The sequence below is a fragment of the Homoserinibacter gongjuensis genome (assembly GCF_030161875.1).
GTDB lineage: Bacteria > Actinomycetota > Actinomycetes > Actinomycetales > Microbacteriaceae > Homoserinibacter > Homoserinibacter gongjuensis.
This window is the reverse complement of record NZ_BSVA01000001.1, coordinates 1,131,707-1,146,509: the sequence shown is the minus strand read 5'-3', so window position 1 is coordinate 1,146,509 and position 14,803 is coordinate 1,131,707. Positions and strand designations below refer to the sequence as shown.

Annotated in this window: 14 protein-coding genes and 3 pseudogenes; 12 read left to right on the top strand and 5 right to left on the bottom strand. The window is 72.0% G+C overall.

From position 1 onward, the window contains the following. The first annotated feature begins 187 nt into the window (after window positions 1–187). Window positions 188–1,225 carry a Ca2+-dependent phosphoinositide-specific phospholipase C gene (locus QQK29_RS06265; RefSeq protein WP_284298713.1) on the top strand — a complete coding sequence of 346 codons (1,038 nt, stop codon included), beginning with the start codon at window positions 188–190 and terminating at the stop codon, window positions 1,223–1,225. 10 nt (window positions 1,226–1,235) lie between these two features. Here the strand turns inward: QQK29_RS06265 and QQK29_RS06260 are convergent. Next, window positions 1,236–1,999: pseudogene (locus tag QQK29_RS06260) on the bottom strand (SDR family NAD(P)-dependent oxidoreductase). Window positions 2,000–2,099: 100 nt separating this feature from the next. Here QQK29_RS06260 and QQK29_RS06255 point away from each other — a divergent pair. The 3 genes and pseudogenes from QQK29_RS06255 to QQK29_RS06245 all read left to right on the top strand — a co-directional run bounded on the left by QQK29_RS06255 (window position 2,100) and on the right by QQK29_RS06245 (window position 5,341). Beyond that, window positions 2,100–2,936 carry a helix-turn-helix transcriptional regulator gene (locus QQK29_RS06255; RefSeq protein WP_284298711.1) on the top strand — a complete coding sequence of 279 codons (837 nt, stop codon included), beginning with the start codon at window positions 2,100–2,102 and terminating at the stop codon, window positions 2,934–2,936. 62 nt (window positions 2,937–2,998) lie between these two features. Then, window positions 2,999–3,838, top strand: a complete 840-nt coding sequence (locus QQK29_RS06250; RefSeq protein ID WP_284298709.1) for an alpha/beta fold hydrolase — start codon at window positions 2,999–3,001, stop codon at window positions 3,836–3,838. Window positions 3,839–3,935: 97 nt separating this feature from the next. Then, window positions 3,936–5,341: pseudogene (locus QQK29_RS06245) on the top strand (DUF6421 family protein). Here QQK29_RS06245 and QQK29_RS06240 read toward each other — a convergent pair. Beyond that, window positions 5,278–5,496, bottom strand: a complete 219-nt coding sequence (locus tag QQK29_RS06240; RefSeq protein WP_284302049.1) for a hypothetical protein — start codon at window positions 5,494–5,496, stop codon at window positions 5,278–5,280. The pseudogene QQK29_RS06245 and the gene QQK29_RS06240 sit on opposite strands and share 64 nt — an antisense overlap. On the opposite strand from QQK29_RS06240, the gene QQK29_RS18545 reads away from it, so the two are divergent. Both QQK29_RS18545 and QQK29_RS17855 read left to right on the top strand, forming a co-directional pair. Further along, complete coding sequence (locus QQK29_RS18545; RefSeq protein ID WP_431308779.1) at window positions 5,390–6,013, top strand: SDR family oxidoreductase; 624 nt, start codon at window positions 5,390–5,392, stop codon at window positions 6,011–6,013. The genes QQK29_RS06240 and QQK29_RS18545 overlap by 107 nt on opposite strands. After that, a pseudogene (locus tag QQK29_RS17855) lies at window positions 6,010–6,816 on the top strand (phytoene desaturase family protein); the annotation flags it as partial. The gene QQK29_RS18545 and the pseudogene QQK29_RS17855, both read left to right, overlap by 4 nt. Window positions 6,817–7,636: 820 nt before the next feature. On the opposite strand, the gene QQK29_RS06225 reads toward QQK29_RS17855, so the two are convergent. The 3 genes from QQK29_RS06225 to QQK29_RS06215 form a co-directional block, all read right to left on the bottom strand. Then, entirely contained in the window at window positions 7,637–8,059 is a 423-nt protein-coding gene (locus tag QQK29_RS06225; protein WP_284301914.1) for a thioesterase family protein, read from the bottom strand. A gap of 250 nt (window positions 8,060–8,309) precedes the next feature. Then, on the bottom strand, window positions 8,310–9,218 hold the full coding sequence (locus QQK29_RS06220; protein ID WP_284298705.1) for a DNA-3-methyladenine glycosylase family protein: 909 nt from the start codon (window positions 9,216–9,218) through the stop codon (window positions 8,310–8,312). A 119-nt stretch (window positions 9,219–9,337) separates the two neighbouring features. After that, the gene (locus QQK29_RS06215; protein ID WP_284298703.1) at window positions 9,338–9,688 is read right to left on the bottom strand and encodes a DUF4190 domain-containing protein; all 351 of its coding nucleotides are present in this window, start codon (window positions 9,686–9,688) and stop codon (window positions 9,338–9,340) included. A gap of 114 nt (window positions 9,689–9,802) precedes the next feature. Between QQK29_RS06215 and QQK29_RS06210 the strand changes: the two genes are divergently transcribed. From QQK29_RS06210 to QQK29_RS06185, 6 genes are all read left to right on the top strand, one after another. Next, window positions 9,803–10,828, top strand: coding sequence for a 6-phosphofructokinase (locus tag QQK29_RS06210; protein WP_284298701.1), 1,026 nt, complete (start codon window positions 9,803–9,805; stop codon window positions 10,826–10,828). A gap of 75 nt (window positions 10,829–10,903) precedes the next feature. Then, complete coding sequence (locus tag QQK29_RS06205; RefSeq protein WP_284298700.1) at window positions 10,904–11,731, top strand: RNA polymerase sigma factor; 828 nt, start codon at window positions 10,904–10,906, stop codon at window positions 11,729–11,731. Between the two features lie 68 nt (window positions 11,732–11,799). Next, window positions 11,800–12,318: a hypothetical protein gene (locus tag QQK29_RS06200; protein WP_284298698.1), complete on the top strand. Its 519-nt coding sequence runs from the start codon at window positions 11,800–11,802 to the stop codon at window positions 12,316–12,318. Between the two features lie 5 nt (window positions 12,319–12,323). After that, window positions 12,324–12,878: a hypothetical protein gene (locus QQK29_RS06195; protein WP_284298696.1), complete on the top strand. Its 555-nt coding sequence runs from the start codon at window positions 12,324–12,326 to the stop codon at window positions 12,876–12,878. Further along, entirely contained in the window at window positions 12,875–14,425 is a 1,551-nt protein-coding gene (locus QQK29_RS06190) for a hypothetical protein (RefSeq protein ID WP_284298694.1), read from the top strand. The genes QQK29_RS06195 and QQK29_RS06190 overlap by 4 nt, the downstream gene beginning before the upstream one ends. Next, on the top strand, window positions 14,386–14,796 hold the full coding sequence (locus QQK29_RS06185; RefSeq protein WP_284298692.1) for a hypothetical protein: 411 nt from the start codon (window positions 14,386–14,388) through the stop codon (window positions 14,794–14,796). Before QQK29_RS06190 ends, QQK29_RS06185 begins: the two co-directional genes overlap by 40 nt. Window positions 14,797–14,803 lie beyond the last annotated feature (7 nt).

The following is a 14,803-nucleotide window of genomic DNA, read 5'->3' as shown; positions in this document are numbered from 1 at the left end:
CGCCTGCGCTCGTGCGTCGCCGAGAGGGCGCGAACGGTGGTTCGGATGCGGCGGGAAGCACGGTTTGCGCCCTCTCGATGTGCGCGGAGAAGGTGGCGGCCGCGTGCAGGGCGCAGAGCGAGCTCGCGCACCCGCTAGCGTGGGGCGACCGGCATGGGGGCAGCAAGGGCGCAACAAAGGGGGCGGCGTGAAGAAGGCTCTGCGCATCGTGGGCGTCGTGGTGGGAGTGCTTGTGCTCGCGTTCGCGGCGCTCGTGTCGCACTTCGCGATCATCGGCGGCGACTCGGTGCGGGAGCAAGCCTCACGCATGCAGCAGCTCCGCGAGCTCGACGCGGAGCGCGTGCCAGCAGGCGACACCCACGAGTTCGACGCGCTGCCCTACGACGAGCTGCAGGTGGTCGCCACGCACAACAGCTACAATCTCGCGCCCACCTGGCTGCAGACCGAGGTGATCCGGCTGGTCGAGCCGGGCGAGGCCGACGCGCTGCAGTACGACCACGCGACGCTCACCGAGCAGCTCGACGCCGGCATCCGCAGTTTCGAGCTCGACGCCCGCTGGGACGGCGAGCGGTTCTGGTCGGTGCACGTGCCGCTCGTCGGCAACCGCGCCACGGCTCCGGATCTCGCCCTCGGTCTCGAAGAGATCGCGCTGTGGTCGGAGCGCCACACCGACCACCTGCCGATCAGCATCATGGTCGAGGTCAAGCACGACTACACCTACCTCGACCCGCGCCTGCAGGACTTCGACGCCGCCGCGGCCGACGCGCTCGACGCGCTCGTGTCCGACACCCTCGGCGAGCGCCTCTTCGCGCCGAGCGATCTCGACGAAGGCCTCGAGGCCGCGTGGCCGACCGTCGGCGAGCTGCGCGACCGCGTGCTGCTCTACTTCGGCGACAACGAGCAGGTGCGCGAGCTCTACCTCGACGGCCACCCCGATCTCGCGGGCCGCAGCCTCTTCACCTCGTCGAAGACGGGCGCCCCCGATGCGCGGTTCGCGATCATCGACGAGCCCGACGATCCGCGAGTCGCGACCGCCCTCGCCGACGGTGTCATCGTGCGCACGCGCGCGGATGCCGACCTCGCCACAGGTGCGGAGCGTCGCGAAACGGCCTTCGCATCCGGCGCCCAGATCGTGTCGACCGACTACCCACCGTCGGAGCCGCAGCAGGGCACGGGCTACCTCGTCGAGTTCCCGGGCGGTTCGCTCGTGCGCGCCGTGCCCTGACGGCGGCGGCTCAGAGCCGCTGACCCCCGGATGCCTCGATGCGCTGGCCGGTGACCCACGCCATCCGCGGGTCGAGGATCGCGGCGACCGCCGCACCGATGTCGTCGGGCTCGCCGATGCGCCCGAGCGCGACGGTCGGCTCGATCATGGCGCGGTACTGGGGGTTGTCGCGCACGGCACCGGCGGCGAAGTCGGTCGCCGTCGCTCCCGGTGCGATCGCGTTGACGCGGATCCGGCGGGGCCCGAGTTCGCGGGCGAGGTAGTGGGTCCAGACCTCGATGGCGCCCTTCATCGACGAGTACACCGAGTACGCAGGGTTGGTGGCGAAACGCGTGAGGCCGGTCGAGACGTTGAGGATGCTGCCGCCGTCGGCGAGCAGCGGCGCGAGCTGCTGGGTGAGCAGCACGACGCCCGTGAAGTGCACGGCCACGAGCGCGTCGATCGCCGAGCGCTCGATGCCTCCGAAGGGGTGTCACCCGAGAATCCGGCGTTGTTCACGAGCGCGTCGAAGCTGTCGCGCTGCCAGGTGGCCTGCAGCGTGTCGCGCAGGCGAGCCGCGAAGTCGGCGAAGCCGTCGGGCTCGGCGGTGTCGAGCTGCAGCGCCACCGCGCGGCGCCCGCGCGACGCGACGTCGGCGACGACCGCGGCAGCGGCATCCGCTTCGGTGCGATAAGTGAGCACGATGTCGGAGCCGGCCTCGGCGAGGGCGAGGGCGGCGGCGCGGCCGAGACCGCGCGAGCCGCCGGTGATGAGGGTGATACGGGATGCGTTCATGCGGCCAGCCTGCGCGGGTGCGGCGGGGGCATCCAGGACGCGTCGATCGAGGGATCGGCGATCCCTGGCTCGCCTGCGCGGGCAGCGGCAGGATGGGGGCATGGATCGCGCGCAGCTCGCCGAGTTCCTGCGGCACCGCCGCGAGGCTCTGCACCCCGAGGACGTCGGGCTCTCGCGCGGCCCGCGCCGCCGCACCCCGGGGTTGCGCCGCGAGGAGGTGGCCCAGCTCGCGGGCATCTCCACCGACTACCTCAACCGGCTCGAGCAGGCCCGCGGGCCGCAGCCCTCGCCGCAGGTGCTCGGTGCACTGGCCCGCGCGCTGCGGCTCGGCGCCGACGAACGCGACCACCTGTTCCGGCTCGCCGGGCACCCGGCGCCCGAGCGCGGAGCAGGCAGCACGCACGTCTCGCCCGCGCTGCTGCGCATCCTCGATCGCCTGCCCGACACTCCCGCACAGGTGATGAGCGAGCTCGGTGAGACCCTCGCCCAGACGGCCTCCGCCAAGGTGCTGCTCGGAGACAACGATGCGCGCCAGGGTCTCGAGCGGATCACGGTGTACCGCTGGTTCACCGACCCCGCGTCGCGAGATGTGTACGTCGCCGAGGACCATCCGCAGCACGCACGCGTCTTCGTGGCCGAGCTGCGCGAGGCGAGCGTCCGGCCCGGTTCCCGCGCGGGCGAGGTCGTGCGTGAGCTGCTGCAGCTGAGCCCCGAGTTCGCCGCGCTGTGGAACGAGCACGACGTGGCGGCGAAGCATCCGCGCACCAAGCGGCTGCAGCATCCGGAGGTGGGCGTCATGACGCTCGACTGCCAGACGCTGCTCGACACCGATACCGGCCAGCGCCTGCTCGTGTTCACCGCGGCACCCGGCAGCGCCGACGCCGACAAGCTCGCGATGCTCGCGGTGATCGGCACGCAGAGCTTCGCGGCATCCTGAACCCTCGCCCGCCCCGGCACACGGGGCTATCGCGCGCCGCATGTGTCGCCTAGTCTGGCGACGTGCCCCCCACCATGGCCGTGCCGGGCGCGACGCTCGCCTACGACGTCGCGGGGCCGCCGGATGCGCCTGCCGTGCTGTTCGTGCACGCCGGAGTCGCGACCCGGGCCATGTGGGATCCGCAGTTCGACGCGCTCGCGGCCGATCGGCGCGTGGTGCGCTACGACACCCGCGGATACGGTGAGTCGCCCGGCGAGGCGGTCGCCTACTCCGAGGTCGACGACCTGCTGCGCGTGCTCGACGCCGCCGAGGTCGAGCGAGCGGTGTTCGTGGGTGCCTCTCGCGGCGGCCGGTTCGCGCTCGACGCGGCGCTCGCGCACCCCGACCGGGTGTGCGGACTCGTGCTCATCGGGGCCGACCCGAGCGGCATGACCGACGACGACATCGACTACACCGAGAACGAGCGCGAACTCGAGCGGGCGATGGATGCTGCGGAGGCCGCCGAGGACGTCGACGCCCTCGTGCGCATCGAGGTGCAGCTGTGGGATCTCGGGCCCGAGCGCGATTCCGACGAGGTCGACCCCGACTTCCTCGAGCGCGCGATCGAGCTCAACGTCGGCGCGGCGCACTGGGACTTCGCGGGCGAGGCGACGCCACCCGAGCATCCGGCGATCGACCGACTCGGCGAGATCGCGGTGCCGACCCTCGTCGTGATCGGCGATCACGACGTCAGCGATGCGAAGGTCGCCGCCGAGCTGCTGACCGCCGGCATCCCGGGGCTCAGCAGGAGCGCTTCCCGGATGCAGCGCACCTGCCGAGCGTCGAGCATCCGGAGCGCTTCACCTCCCTGCTGCGCGACTGGCTCGCCCGCCACGATCTCTGAGCGCGCGCTGGCGCTGTGAAGGTGCGCGGATCGTTGCGTCGACGCAACATTCGTGCGCGGTTGGCAACCCTCTGCACCGGAATCCTTCCTAGGCTCGAGGGTTGAGAGGAGGCGCCATGACCACGATCGCCCACACCCCGTCCATCATCGGAGAACCCGAGGTCGTCGAACGCCGTCCTGAGCTTGTCGAAGGGGACGCCTCGACCGCCGAGCACAGCGCCGCCTGGGCCCAGCTCAAGCAGGCCGCCACGGCCATCCAGGCGCTGCAGGAGAAGGACGGCTCGATCCCCGATGCCGCGCACCACGCCGAGGCGAGCCGCCACGTCGCCGCGATCGTGGGCGGCATCCGTGCTCTCGCCCCCGCGTTCCCGCACGACGCGGCCTACCTCGAGGCGCTGCCCGCCGACTTCGCAAAATGGGAGGCCGAGGGCTTCGGCGTGCCCGACTTCCTCGACTCGCTCGTGGCGTTCGACCCCGCGAGCCACCGTGTCGACGGGCTGCGCCACCTCGTGGTGTTCCCGATGTACACCCAGAACGGCTCGCCCGACCGGCACGTCGAGGCCCTCATCGTCGAGGTGATCTGGCCCGCGTTCATCGCGAAGCTCGAGGAGCGCTACACGAACAAGCTGTTCGTCTCGCTGCGTTTCATCGACTTCACGCCGGGCTACGACACGAACTCCGCGGTGCTGTTCCCCGAGACCGTCGCGATGCGCGAGATCCCGCCCTTCACCTGGGGCGCGATCTTCCAAGACCGCGAAGCCGCACGGTTCCGCCGCGTGGTCGACGCGGCCGCCGACGTCACCAAACTCGAACTGCTGCCCTCGCAACAGCGCCTCATGGAAGACCAGCACCTCGCCGAGGAGGTCTTCGTGATGTGGGACCTCATCCACGACCGCTCGCACATGCGCGGCGACCTGCCGTTCGACCCGTTCATGATCAAGCAGCGGATGCCGTTCTTCCTCTACTCGCTCGAGGAGCTGCGCTGCGATCTCACCGCGTTCCGCGAGTGCGTCGCCCTCGCGCGCGACGAGAACGCCGACGAGCAGACGCGTGACCGTGCCGTGCACGTGCAGCACGCGATCCTGTTCGATCGCATCTTCCGCTTCCCGCTCACCGGGTCGCGGGTGCGCAACTACGACGGGCTGGGCGGCCAGCTGCTGTTCGCGTGGCTGCACCAGCACCACGTGCTGCACTGGACCGACACCCAGCTCGCCTTCGACTGGGATGCGGTTCCGGAGGTCGTGATCGCCCTCTCCGACGCGATCGACGAGCTCTACTGGCAATCGATCGACCGGCCGAAGACGGCGCACTGGCTCGCCGCCTACGAGCTCGTGCGCGGCACGCTCGAACCGAACCCCGCATCCGTGTGGGCGCGCGGCCTGCCCGACGAGGTGCTCGCGGGCGCCCCGAAGGGCTACACCGACGCCGTGCTCGACGACGAGTTCCCCTCTCGATGTTCTACGAGGCCCTCGCCAAGAAGATGACCGACGTCATCGAGTCGACCCGCGGCATCACCGGGTAGCGCATGAACGTCGTCGTCACGGGCGCCAGCGGCACCGCAGGGCACGCGGTGTGCGCGCGGCTGCGGGACCGTGGCGACACGGTGATCGCCGTCGGAACGGATGCCGGCCGCCTCGAGTCGGTGACCGCATCCGATCGCCGGGTGGTCGATCTCACCGACCGGGATGCGGCCCGCGCTCTCGCGACGGACATCGTCTCGGCGCACCGCCACGTCGACGCCGTCATGCATCTCGTCGGGGGTTGGCGCGGGGCGACTCCCCGAGGCCGACGCGTGGTTGCGGCCGCGGCTGGTCGACACCCTTGCGCACGTCATCGCGGCGTTCGAAGGCGAGCTCGCGGCATCCGAGGGACGGCTCGCCATCATCAGCTCGACGGCGGTGCGCCCGGGTGCGACGAGCTCGTACGCACGGGCGAAGGCGGATGCCGAGCAGCTGGTCGCGGAACTCGCGGTGCGTCTCGGCGCGGCGGATGGCGCCGCGACCATCTTCTCCATCGGCTCGCTCGGCGAGGACGGGACCCCTGCAGCCGTCCTCGCCGAGCGTCTCGCCGCCTGGCTCGATGCGCCGGCGGCCGAGGTGAACGGCGCGCGCATCGCGCTGTGAGGTCGGGCGCGATGCGGGTGATCTCGAGACGCGGCTGCGCCGCTCCGCCATCACCTAGGGTTGCCGCATGAGCGAGCTGCGTGACGTCGTGATCGTCGGCGGTGGCCACAACGCCCTCGTGGCGGCCGCCTACCTCGCGGGCGCGGGACGCAGCGTGACCCTGCTCGAGCGGCAGGCGCACCTCGGCGGCGCGGCGGTCTCGGCGGAGGTGTTCCCCGGTGTCGACGCGCGACTCTCGCGCTACTCCTACCTCGTGAGTCTGCTGCCCGAGCGCATCCGCCGCGATCTGCGGCTCGACGTCGAGCTCGCGCGGCGCCGGTACTCGTCGTACACACCGCTGCCCGGTAGCGACCGCGGGCTGCTGGTCGACACGGGCGACGACGAGGCGACCGCGGCGAGCTTCGCCTCGATCGGGGCGGCATCCGACCACCTCGCCTGGAACGCCTTCGGCGACGACACGGCGCGCCTCGCGAGCGCGATCTGGCCCACCCTCACCGGCCCCTTGCTCACGCGCGACGAGGCGCGACGGGCGGTCGGCGACGACGGCGTCTGGCAGCAGCTCGTCGAGGCGCCCATGGGCGCGACCATCGAGCGGCGCTTCGCCGACGACCTCGTGCGCGGCGTCGTGCTCACCGACGGGCTCATCGGCACCTTCGCGCCCGCGGTGGACCCCACCCTCGCCGCCAACCGTTGCTTCCTGTACCACGTGATCGGCGGGGGCACCGGGCACTGGGACGTGCCCGTGGGCGGCATGGGCGCCGTCTCGGGGGCTCTCGCCCGGGCGGCACGCGAGGCGGGCGCCGAGCTCGTGACGGATGCCGAGGTCACCTCCGTCACGCCCGACGGCGAGGTCGCCTACCGCAGCGGCGACACCGAGCGTCGGATCGCGGGCCGCGTCGTGCTCTCGGGGGTCGCCCCCTACGAACTCGCGCGGCTGCTCGGCGAGACCGCGGAGCGTCCCGAGGGCGCCCAGGTGAAGGTCAACCTGCTGCTGACGCGCCTGCCGAAGCTGCGCGATTCCTCCGCCGACCCGGCGGCCGCGTTCGCCGGAACGTTCCACGTGCACGAGGGCTTCGCCGCGATCGACACCGCGTACGCCGCCGCGAGCCAGGGCCGCATCCCCTCGCCGCTGCCGCTCGAGAGCTACTGCCACTCGCTCACCGACCCGAGCATCCTCTCGCCGGAGCTGCGGGAGTCGGGGGCGCAGACCCTCACGGTGTTCGGCCTGCAGACGCCCGACCGGCTGCTCGAGGGCCGCGATCCGGATGCCGCCCGCGCCGAGCTGCAGGCCGCCGTGCTGCACTCACTCGACTCGGTGCTCGCCGAGCCCCTCGAGAGTCTGCTGATGACGGATGCCGACGGCCGCCCGTGCATCGAGACCGCGACCACGCGCGATCTCGAGCACAGCCTCCGGATGCCCGGCGGCAACATCTTCCACGGTCCGCTCGAGTGGCCGTGGGCCGAGGACGGCGAATCGCTCGCCACCTCCGCCGAGCGCTGGGGCGTCGCGACGCAGCACGAGCGGATCCTGCTGTGCGGCTCGGGCTCGCGCCGCGGGGTGCCGTGTCCGGCCTCGGCGGCTACCACGCCGCGATGGCCGTGCTCGAGCTCTGAGCCCCTGCCAAACGCTGTAGCGGTTGGCGGCCCGCGGCAGTCATCTCTGCGGCTCCACACCCACCGCTACAGCGTTTGGCTCACTCCCACGTCGAGGGGGCGGGGCTGCGGGTGCCCGGCAGGCGCACGCGGGTCGCCCACTCGTGCAACCACTCGGGAAGCGGATGCGCCACGGGGTCCATGCCGCTCACGCGCGAGAGCTCGTCCATCGGCACGGTGCCGCCGGCGTCGTAGAGGAACCGGCCCTGCACGTAGGCCCGGGCGAACACCTCGCCGTCGACCACGAAGCGCTGTTCGAGATAGGCGGCGCGGTCGTCGAGACCGAGGAAGCGCGACTCGATCACGTAGCGCTGCCCCAGCGTGAGCGACTTGCGGTAGGCGATCGTCTGGGCGCCGACCACCGGGTACATGCCGGCATCCCGCATCCGCTTCCAGAGCCCCGTGCGCACCACGAGCTCCTGCCGGGCATGGTCGAGCGCGGTGAGGTAGGCGCCGTTGTTCATGTGACGCAGCTCGTCGAGATCGCCGATCGTCACGCGACGCGGCGAGCGGCAGACGTCGTAGATCTCCAGGGAGGCAGCTTCGGAGCCCGGGACGCGAGCCAGAGGAGACGAGGAAGTCGACGGAGGATGCCCACGCGGGCACGCTAGACGATCCGTGCGCGGATGCGTGAAACGGCTGTCGGGTGCCCACAACCCGAGCGGTGATATGCGTCGCGTCGATGGGTGACGGCGACGACCGGGAGGGTGCGGGTCAGCGCGTGCGGTGTGCGGGGATCGCCAGGCGCGGACCGTGGCGCTCGTAACCGATACCCGCCGCCTCGATAAGCCGCACCACGCGCTGGCGGTGACCGCGCCAGGGCTCGAGCAGCTCGAGCATGCCGTCGTCATCGACGCGACGGCCCGCGAGCGCCGTGCCGACGCGCTTGCATAGGTGAAGGTCGCCGACGCTCACCGAATCGGGGTCGCCGTGCGAACGCTGCAGCGTCTCGACGACCGTCCAGGGGCCGATGCCGACGATCGTGCGCATCCGCCGCCCCGCCTCGGCGGCCGGGGCGCTCGCCGCCCGCTCGAGGGCGTCGGCCACCGAGAACACTCGCATGAGCGTGTCGGAACGCTGCGGCCCGACGCCTGCCCGATGCCATTGCCACGACGGGATCCGCCGCCAGACGCCCGCGGTCGGCACGACGCGCATGCCAAGCGGCGCGGGCCCCGGTGCCGCATCGCCGTGCCGCGTCACGAGCTCGCGCCACGCGCTCTTGGCCTCGATGCCCGTCACCTTCTGCCCGAGCACGCTCGGCACCAGTGCCGGCAGGATGCGGCCCGTGCGAGCCAGCCGCAGCCCGGGGGTCTCGTGGTGCAGCCGGGCGACCACCGGATGCCGTGCGGGCTCGAACCCGGATGAGTCGTCATCCGCGCCGAGCAGCGCCGGAACCCCCGCGACGGCCTCCTCGGCCCCCGCGCCCCACGCGCGCGCCTCGACGGCATCCGCGCCCTCCCGCAGCAGCAGGGTCGCCGTGCCGGAGGCGAGCCGCATGGTGAGCCACCAGCCGTCGGCGTCGCGCCGGATCGTCGGGTCGGTGCGGCCCTGGGCGAGCGGCCCCAGCACGAGCCGCAACTCGACGCGGTGCGCGGGCGCGTAGCGCGTGGTGACCGGATCCATCCGGCTCAGGCTAACCCCGGGCGCCGACCGCGCCCGACGACGGCGCGGCATCCGCACGAACGACGACGGGCCGGGCGGATCTCTCCGCGCCGGCCCGTCGTTCGGTGAATTCAGCTGGTTCAGCCGCAGGTGAGGGTCGTGCCGTTGTAGTCGTACACGCCCGGGCCGAGCTCGCCACACGCGTTGGCGAGGGTCACGGCACCGATGATGATGACGGCCCAGAAGATGATCCAGCCGATGGTGCCGAGAATGCCGATGATGATGCCGACGACGGCCGGCACGTTCTTGTAGCCGGCCTTCTTCGACTTGGAGAGGGCGACGGCGCTCACGATGAGGCCGACGATCGCGGCGAGAATGCTGAGGATGAGGCCCACGATTCCCAGGGTCTTGCCCGGGTAGTCACCGGGTGCAGCGGCCGGGGCGGCAGCAGGCGGGGGCGTGGGGGCAGCAGGGACGTTGGGGTCGGTCATGACGCTCCTTGTGATGGTGGTGGCGACCGGGAAGACCCGATCTCGGGGAACTCTACCGAGCGCGGGGGCGCTCCCGCGACAGGCGGGGCCGGGAAAACAGGGCATGATTAGCGGGTGAAGATCGGAATCCTCACCAGCGGTGGCGACTGTCCCGGGCTCAACGCGGTCATCCGCGGGGCCGTGCTCAAGGGCTTGACCCAGCACGACGACGTCGAGTTCGTCGGCATCAAGAACGGCTGGAAGGGCCTCGTCGAGGCCGACGTGTATCCCCTCGGACGCCCGCAGGTCATGGGCATCTCGAAGCAGGGCGGCACGATCCTCGGCACCTCGCGCACCAACCCCTTCGAGTACGGCGGGGTCGAGCGCGTGCGTGAGGTCATGGCCGAGACCGAGATGGATGCCATCGTCGCGATCGGCGGCGAAGGCACCCTCGCTGCGGCCAAGCGGCTCACCGACGAGGGCCTCCAGATCGTGGGCGTGCCCAAGACGGTCGACAACGACCTCTCCGCGACCGACTACACCTTCGGCTTCGACACCGCCGTGCAGATCGCGACCGAGGCGATGGACCGCCTGCGCACGACGGGCGACTCGCACGGCCGCTGCATGGTGGCCGAGGTCATGGGCCGTCACGTCGGCTGGATCGCCCTGCACTCGGGAATGGCGGCCGGGGCGCACGCGATCCTCATCCCCGAGCGCAAGACGAGCATGGATGAGATCTGCGGCTGGGTCGACTCCGCTCGCGCCCGTGGCCGCTCGCCGCTCATCGTGGTCGCCGAGGGCTTCCAACTCGACACGATGAACGACGCGCACTCCGAGCGCGGCCTCGACGCCTTCGGGCGCCCGCGCCTCGGCGGCATCGGCGACCAGCTCGCCCCCGAGATCGAGGAGCGCACGGGCATCGAGACGCGCGCCACGACACTCGGTCACATCCAGCGCGGCGGCACCCCGAGTGCCTACGACCGCGTGCTCGCGACGCGCTACGGTATGGCCGTCGTCGACATCGTGCTGGAGGAGCAGTGGGGCAAGATGGTCGCCTTGCGGGGCACGCAGATCGTGACCGTGCCGTTCGAGGACGCCCTCGGGCGGCTCAAGACGGTGCCGCAGTCCCGCTACGACGAGGCCGCGATCCTCTTCGGCTGAGCCGCACGCCGCTCTCGGCGGCGCCGTGTCAACCTTCCTCGCCCCCTCGGGCGTCGTAAGGATGTGAGCACGCGCATGGCGGAGACGACCGGGGTGGACCTCGACGCCTTCGTCACGCACGAGTACGGCCGCGTCGTCGCCGCCGTGGGGCTCATCACGGGAGACCGCCAGGATGCCGCGGATGCCGTGCAAGACGCGCTCGTCGGCTTCCTCGCACGGCCGCCCGAGCGCGAGATCACCAACCTGGCCGCCTGGATCACGGTGGTGGCGAGCAACCGGGCCCGTGACATCCGCCGCTCGCGTGCCGCCGAATCCCGCGCGCTCGCTCGGACGGGACTCGACGAGGTCGCGGCCGAGACGCCGCACCTCGACGGCCTCGATGTCGACGTGCGCGACGCGCTCGTGGCCCTGCCCGAACAGCAGCGGCAGGTGTGCGTGCTGCACTACCTGCTCGACCAGTCGGTGGAGCAGGTGGCCGAGGGCCTCGGGGTCTCGAGCGGAACCGTCAAGACGCAACTGCACCGTGCGCGCAAGGCGCTCGCTGCCCGACTGAGGAGGAGGACCACCGTGGCTGACGACGAACTCGACGCTCTGCTGCGCGATGCTTTCGAGCGCGCAGCGGCACCCGGTGACCCGTCGGGTGTCGCCGACGCCGTGCGCGCGCGCGTGGCGGCCGGCGACCTCGGCGCTCCCGCCTCGGCCTCGGTGGCTCCCGGGTGGGCGGGGCTGGGCGGTGCGGCGTGGATCCCGTGGGCGGGGGTGGTCGTGGTCGCCGGGCTCGTGGGTGGCGGCCTGGGCGCTGCCGGTGTCTTCGGCCCCGAGCCCGAGCAGGTGGCCGTGGTCGGTGCGACCTCGGTGCTCGACGCGCACGCGCCCGCCGCGGTGTGCCCGGGGGCGCCGTGATCGGCTCGCTTCCGGCCGGCACCCGCGTGCTCGCTCTCGAGCGCAGCGACGACAGTGCGTTCCTCGGGGTGCGCGACCCGCACGACTTCTCCCGCGTGCTGTGGCTCGACCGAGCGGATGTCGTGGTCGATGGCGGCCTGGATGTCGCGTCGCTCCCGGTCGGCGACGCCTGCCCGACGGTCGTCGCCCTCGAGCCGGAGCCCGAGCCGCAGCCGGACCCCGAGCCCGAGCCGGGTCCGCAGCCACAGCCACGACCGCAACCGCAACCGCAACCGCAACCGGTGAATCAGGCGCCGACGATTGTCACCATGGCCGCTTCCTCAAACCCGGTCTGGTGCACCGACCTGACGACCATCACGGTTGCGGCGAGCGACGATCACTCGGTGACGGGCGTCAGCCTTTCGTGGACAGGCTTGGTGTCGAACTCGGCTGCGATGGCCAGGAGCGGCTCCGTGTGGACCTACTCGTTCGATCCCCCAACCGACGGAGGCCTCTCCGCGAACGTCACCTTCACCGCCATCGCGTCCGATGGCTCGCTCGCGAGCCCGCCCCGCCAACTCGTCCTCCAAGTCAACTGCCTCGGGTGATCACCATGACCGTTCCCAAGTGGCTCGTTCCCGCGCTCGCGATCGTGGCGGCACTCGCCGTCGGGGTCGCCGCGACCCTGCTCGGCCGCGCCCTCGCGACACCGGATGCCGTGGCGGTTCCCAGCGGAACCGTCGTCGTGCCGGTGCTCGCCCCGGTGCCGGAGCCACCGCATCCGTCCGACGAGCCCGCAGGCGAAACCGCAGAGGCGCCCGTCAGCGAGACCGTCGCGGAGCGCGAGATCACGCTGCCGGCCTCCGACCCCGAAGCGATCGACCCCGCGCTCACCGCGCTCATCGACACGCTCGCCGACGCGGCCGATCCGGTCTTCACGCTCATGGAGCGCGATGCCGACGCGGATGGCGACACCGCCGGGGGCGATCCGTGCGCCCCGCGGGAGGGCGAACCGGGCGAGGACTGCCCCGACGGACTCATGTCGACCGTGCTCGCCACGACGAGCGTCGTCGACTTCCGGGCCGGCGGCCAGGCCTTCCTCCCACCCGCGAGCAGTTCCTCGAGCACGGCAACCCGACGGGCGGCAGCATCTACTGCGACGGGTTGACGCCCACATCCGACGAGGTGCAGTTCGGCATCGTCTCGACCGTGCCCGGCACCTTCACGGTGCGCTACTGGCCGAGCGCGCGCCCCGACGAGGAGCTCGTGGTCGACGGCATCGAGAGCTCGGCCTCCGACATCGCCGGGTTCCAGCAGGCGATCGCCGACGGCGTCGACCCCTTCTCGGTGATCGGCATGCCGCGGCACTGCCTCACGCTGCCGGGCATCGAACCCGACACGGTCTACACCGCCGTCGTCTCGGGCGTCGACGTGATGGACCGCGTCTCGGAGCCGCACACGCTGCGCTTCAACTCGGCGGGCGCGCCCGTGCGCCCGGGTGCGCAGATCACGACGATGGGCGAGAACCTCGTGTTCGTCGCGGCGCCGCACACGCGCGACCAATCGGCAGAGGCACGCGTGATCCTCGTCGATGACGCCGCCGAGCCCAGCTGTGCGATCCCGGACAGCGGATCGCGGTCGCTCTGGCCGCTTACCGATGTCGAGGCCGAGACCGACGCCGACACGCTCGTCGAGCGCAACATCCGCGCCGACTACACCCGCAAGCGCGTGCAGACCTTCGTGCTTCCGGAGGGCTCGACCGCCCTCGTCTGCGTGCGCTGGTACCCCGCAGGCTCGGCTCCGAGCTGGCAGCGCGAGCAGCCCATCTTCGAGTCCTCCGCGATGCTGCAGAACCCCGACCGCGTACTTCCGAGTGCGAGCGTGGACGCCATCCGCGGCCATCCCGACGAGCTCGAGTCGATCCGGATCGGGTTCGCGAGCGTGGAGGGCACGCAGTGCGGCATCCCCGTCTCGTGGCGCCCCGGCGGCGAGCTGAGACTGCCCGCCGAGTTGTGCGGCCCGGGCTCGCTGCGCAGCGGCGGCGTGCAGTCCACCGGCGAGCGGCTGTGGGATGTGGGCTTCTCGGGCGATCTCGTGGCGACCTTCACGCCGCGCGTGGCAGGTGCCGACGGGCCCCCGACGCGGGTGCTGCTGCCCGCGCGCGACGGTGGATGCCGCGGCACGTGCGAGGTCCCCACACGTGATCGGTACGTCGTGCCGCTCGACGGCGGCGCCGGCACGGCGGAGCTCTCGGTGGGTTGGGAGCAGGGCGCGAGCAACGGCCGGGCGAGCTGGAACGTGACGCCCACGGTCGATGTCGCGCCCGAGTACGTGCGCCCCGAGCTGCCGCAGGTCGACCTCGATGCCCTGTGGACGGTGGCCGACCCGGGCGGCCGCAGCTCGACCTCGGCGACGTTCCCACTCAAGGTCGACCGCGACGTCGACTACACGATGCGGCTCACGACCGGGGCGGCCGGAGTCGCCGCTCCGCGGTGCGGCTCGGATGATGCCGTGCTCGAGGTGAGCGGTTCGGCGCGTGCCGGCACCGCGGCGAGCGCCGCCCTGCCGGTGAGCATCTCGGGGCTGTGCGCGGGCGAGGTGTATCGCGCCGAGCTCGAGCTCACCGCCGCCGACGGCGCCCATGTCGTCTGGGGCTTCGCCGACCGTGACGCCTGGTGGGCCGGGGGCTCGTGCAGGTTCCCGGGGTCGACGTGACGCTCAGCTACTCGCTGCACGCGCAGGGCTACACCCACTCGTATCTCTCGGAGGCGCGCATCGTCGTCGGGCACGCGGGCGTCGACCTCACGCGCACCCTCGACCCGTGCGACGCCGACGGCGTGATCCAGGCATCCGGAACCTTCGAGGGCACGATCGCGGCCGAGAACGACGTCGTGCTGACGCTGCGGCTGCAGAACTCCGGCAACTGGTCGCCGGAGTCGTGCTCGGGCAACCTCGACGGCGAGCCGGCCTCGACGGTGCTCGTGCGGGTGTCGCTCGACGAGCTGCTCGCGGGCGGTGTGGAGGTGACCGCGCCGGAGCCGTTCCGGGCCACCCTGCGGCTCTCGGCACGGCCCGCTGCCGGCTGAGCGGCGT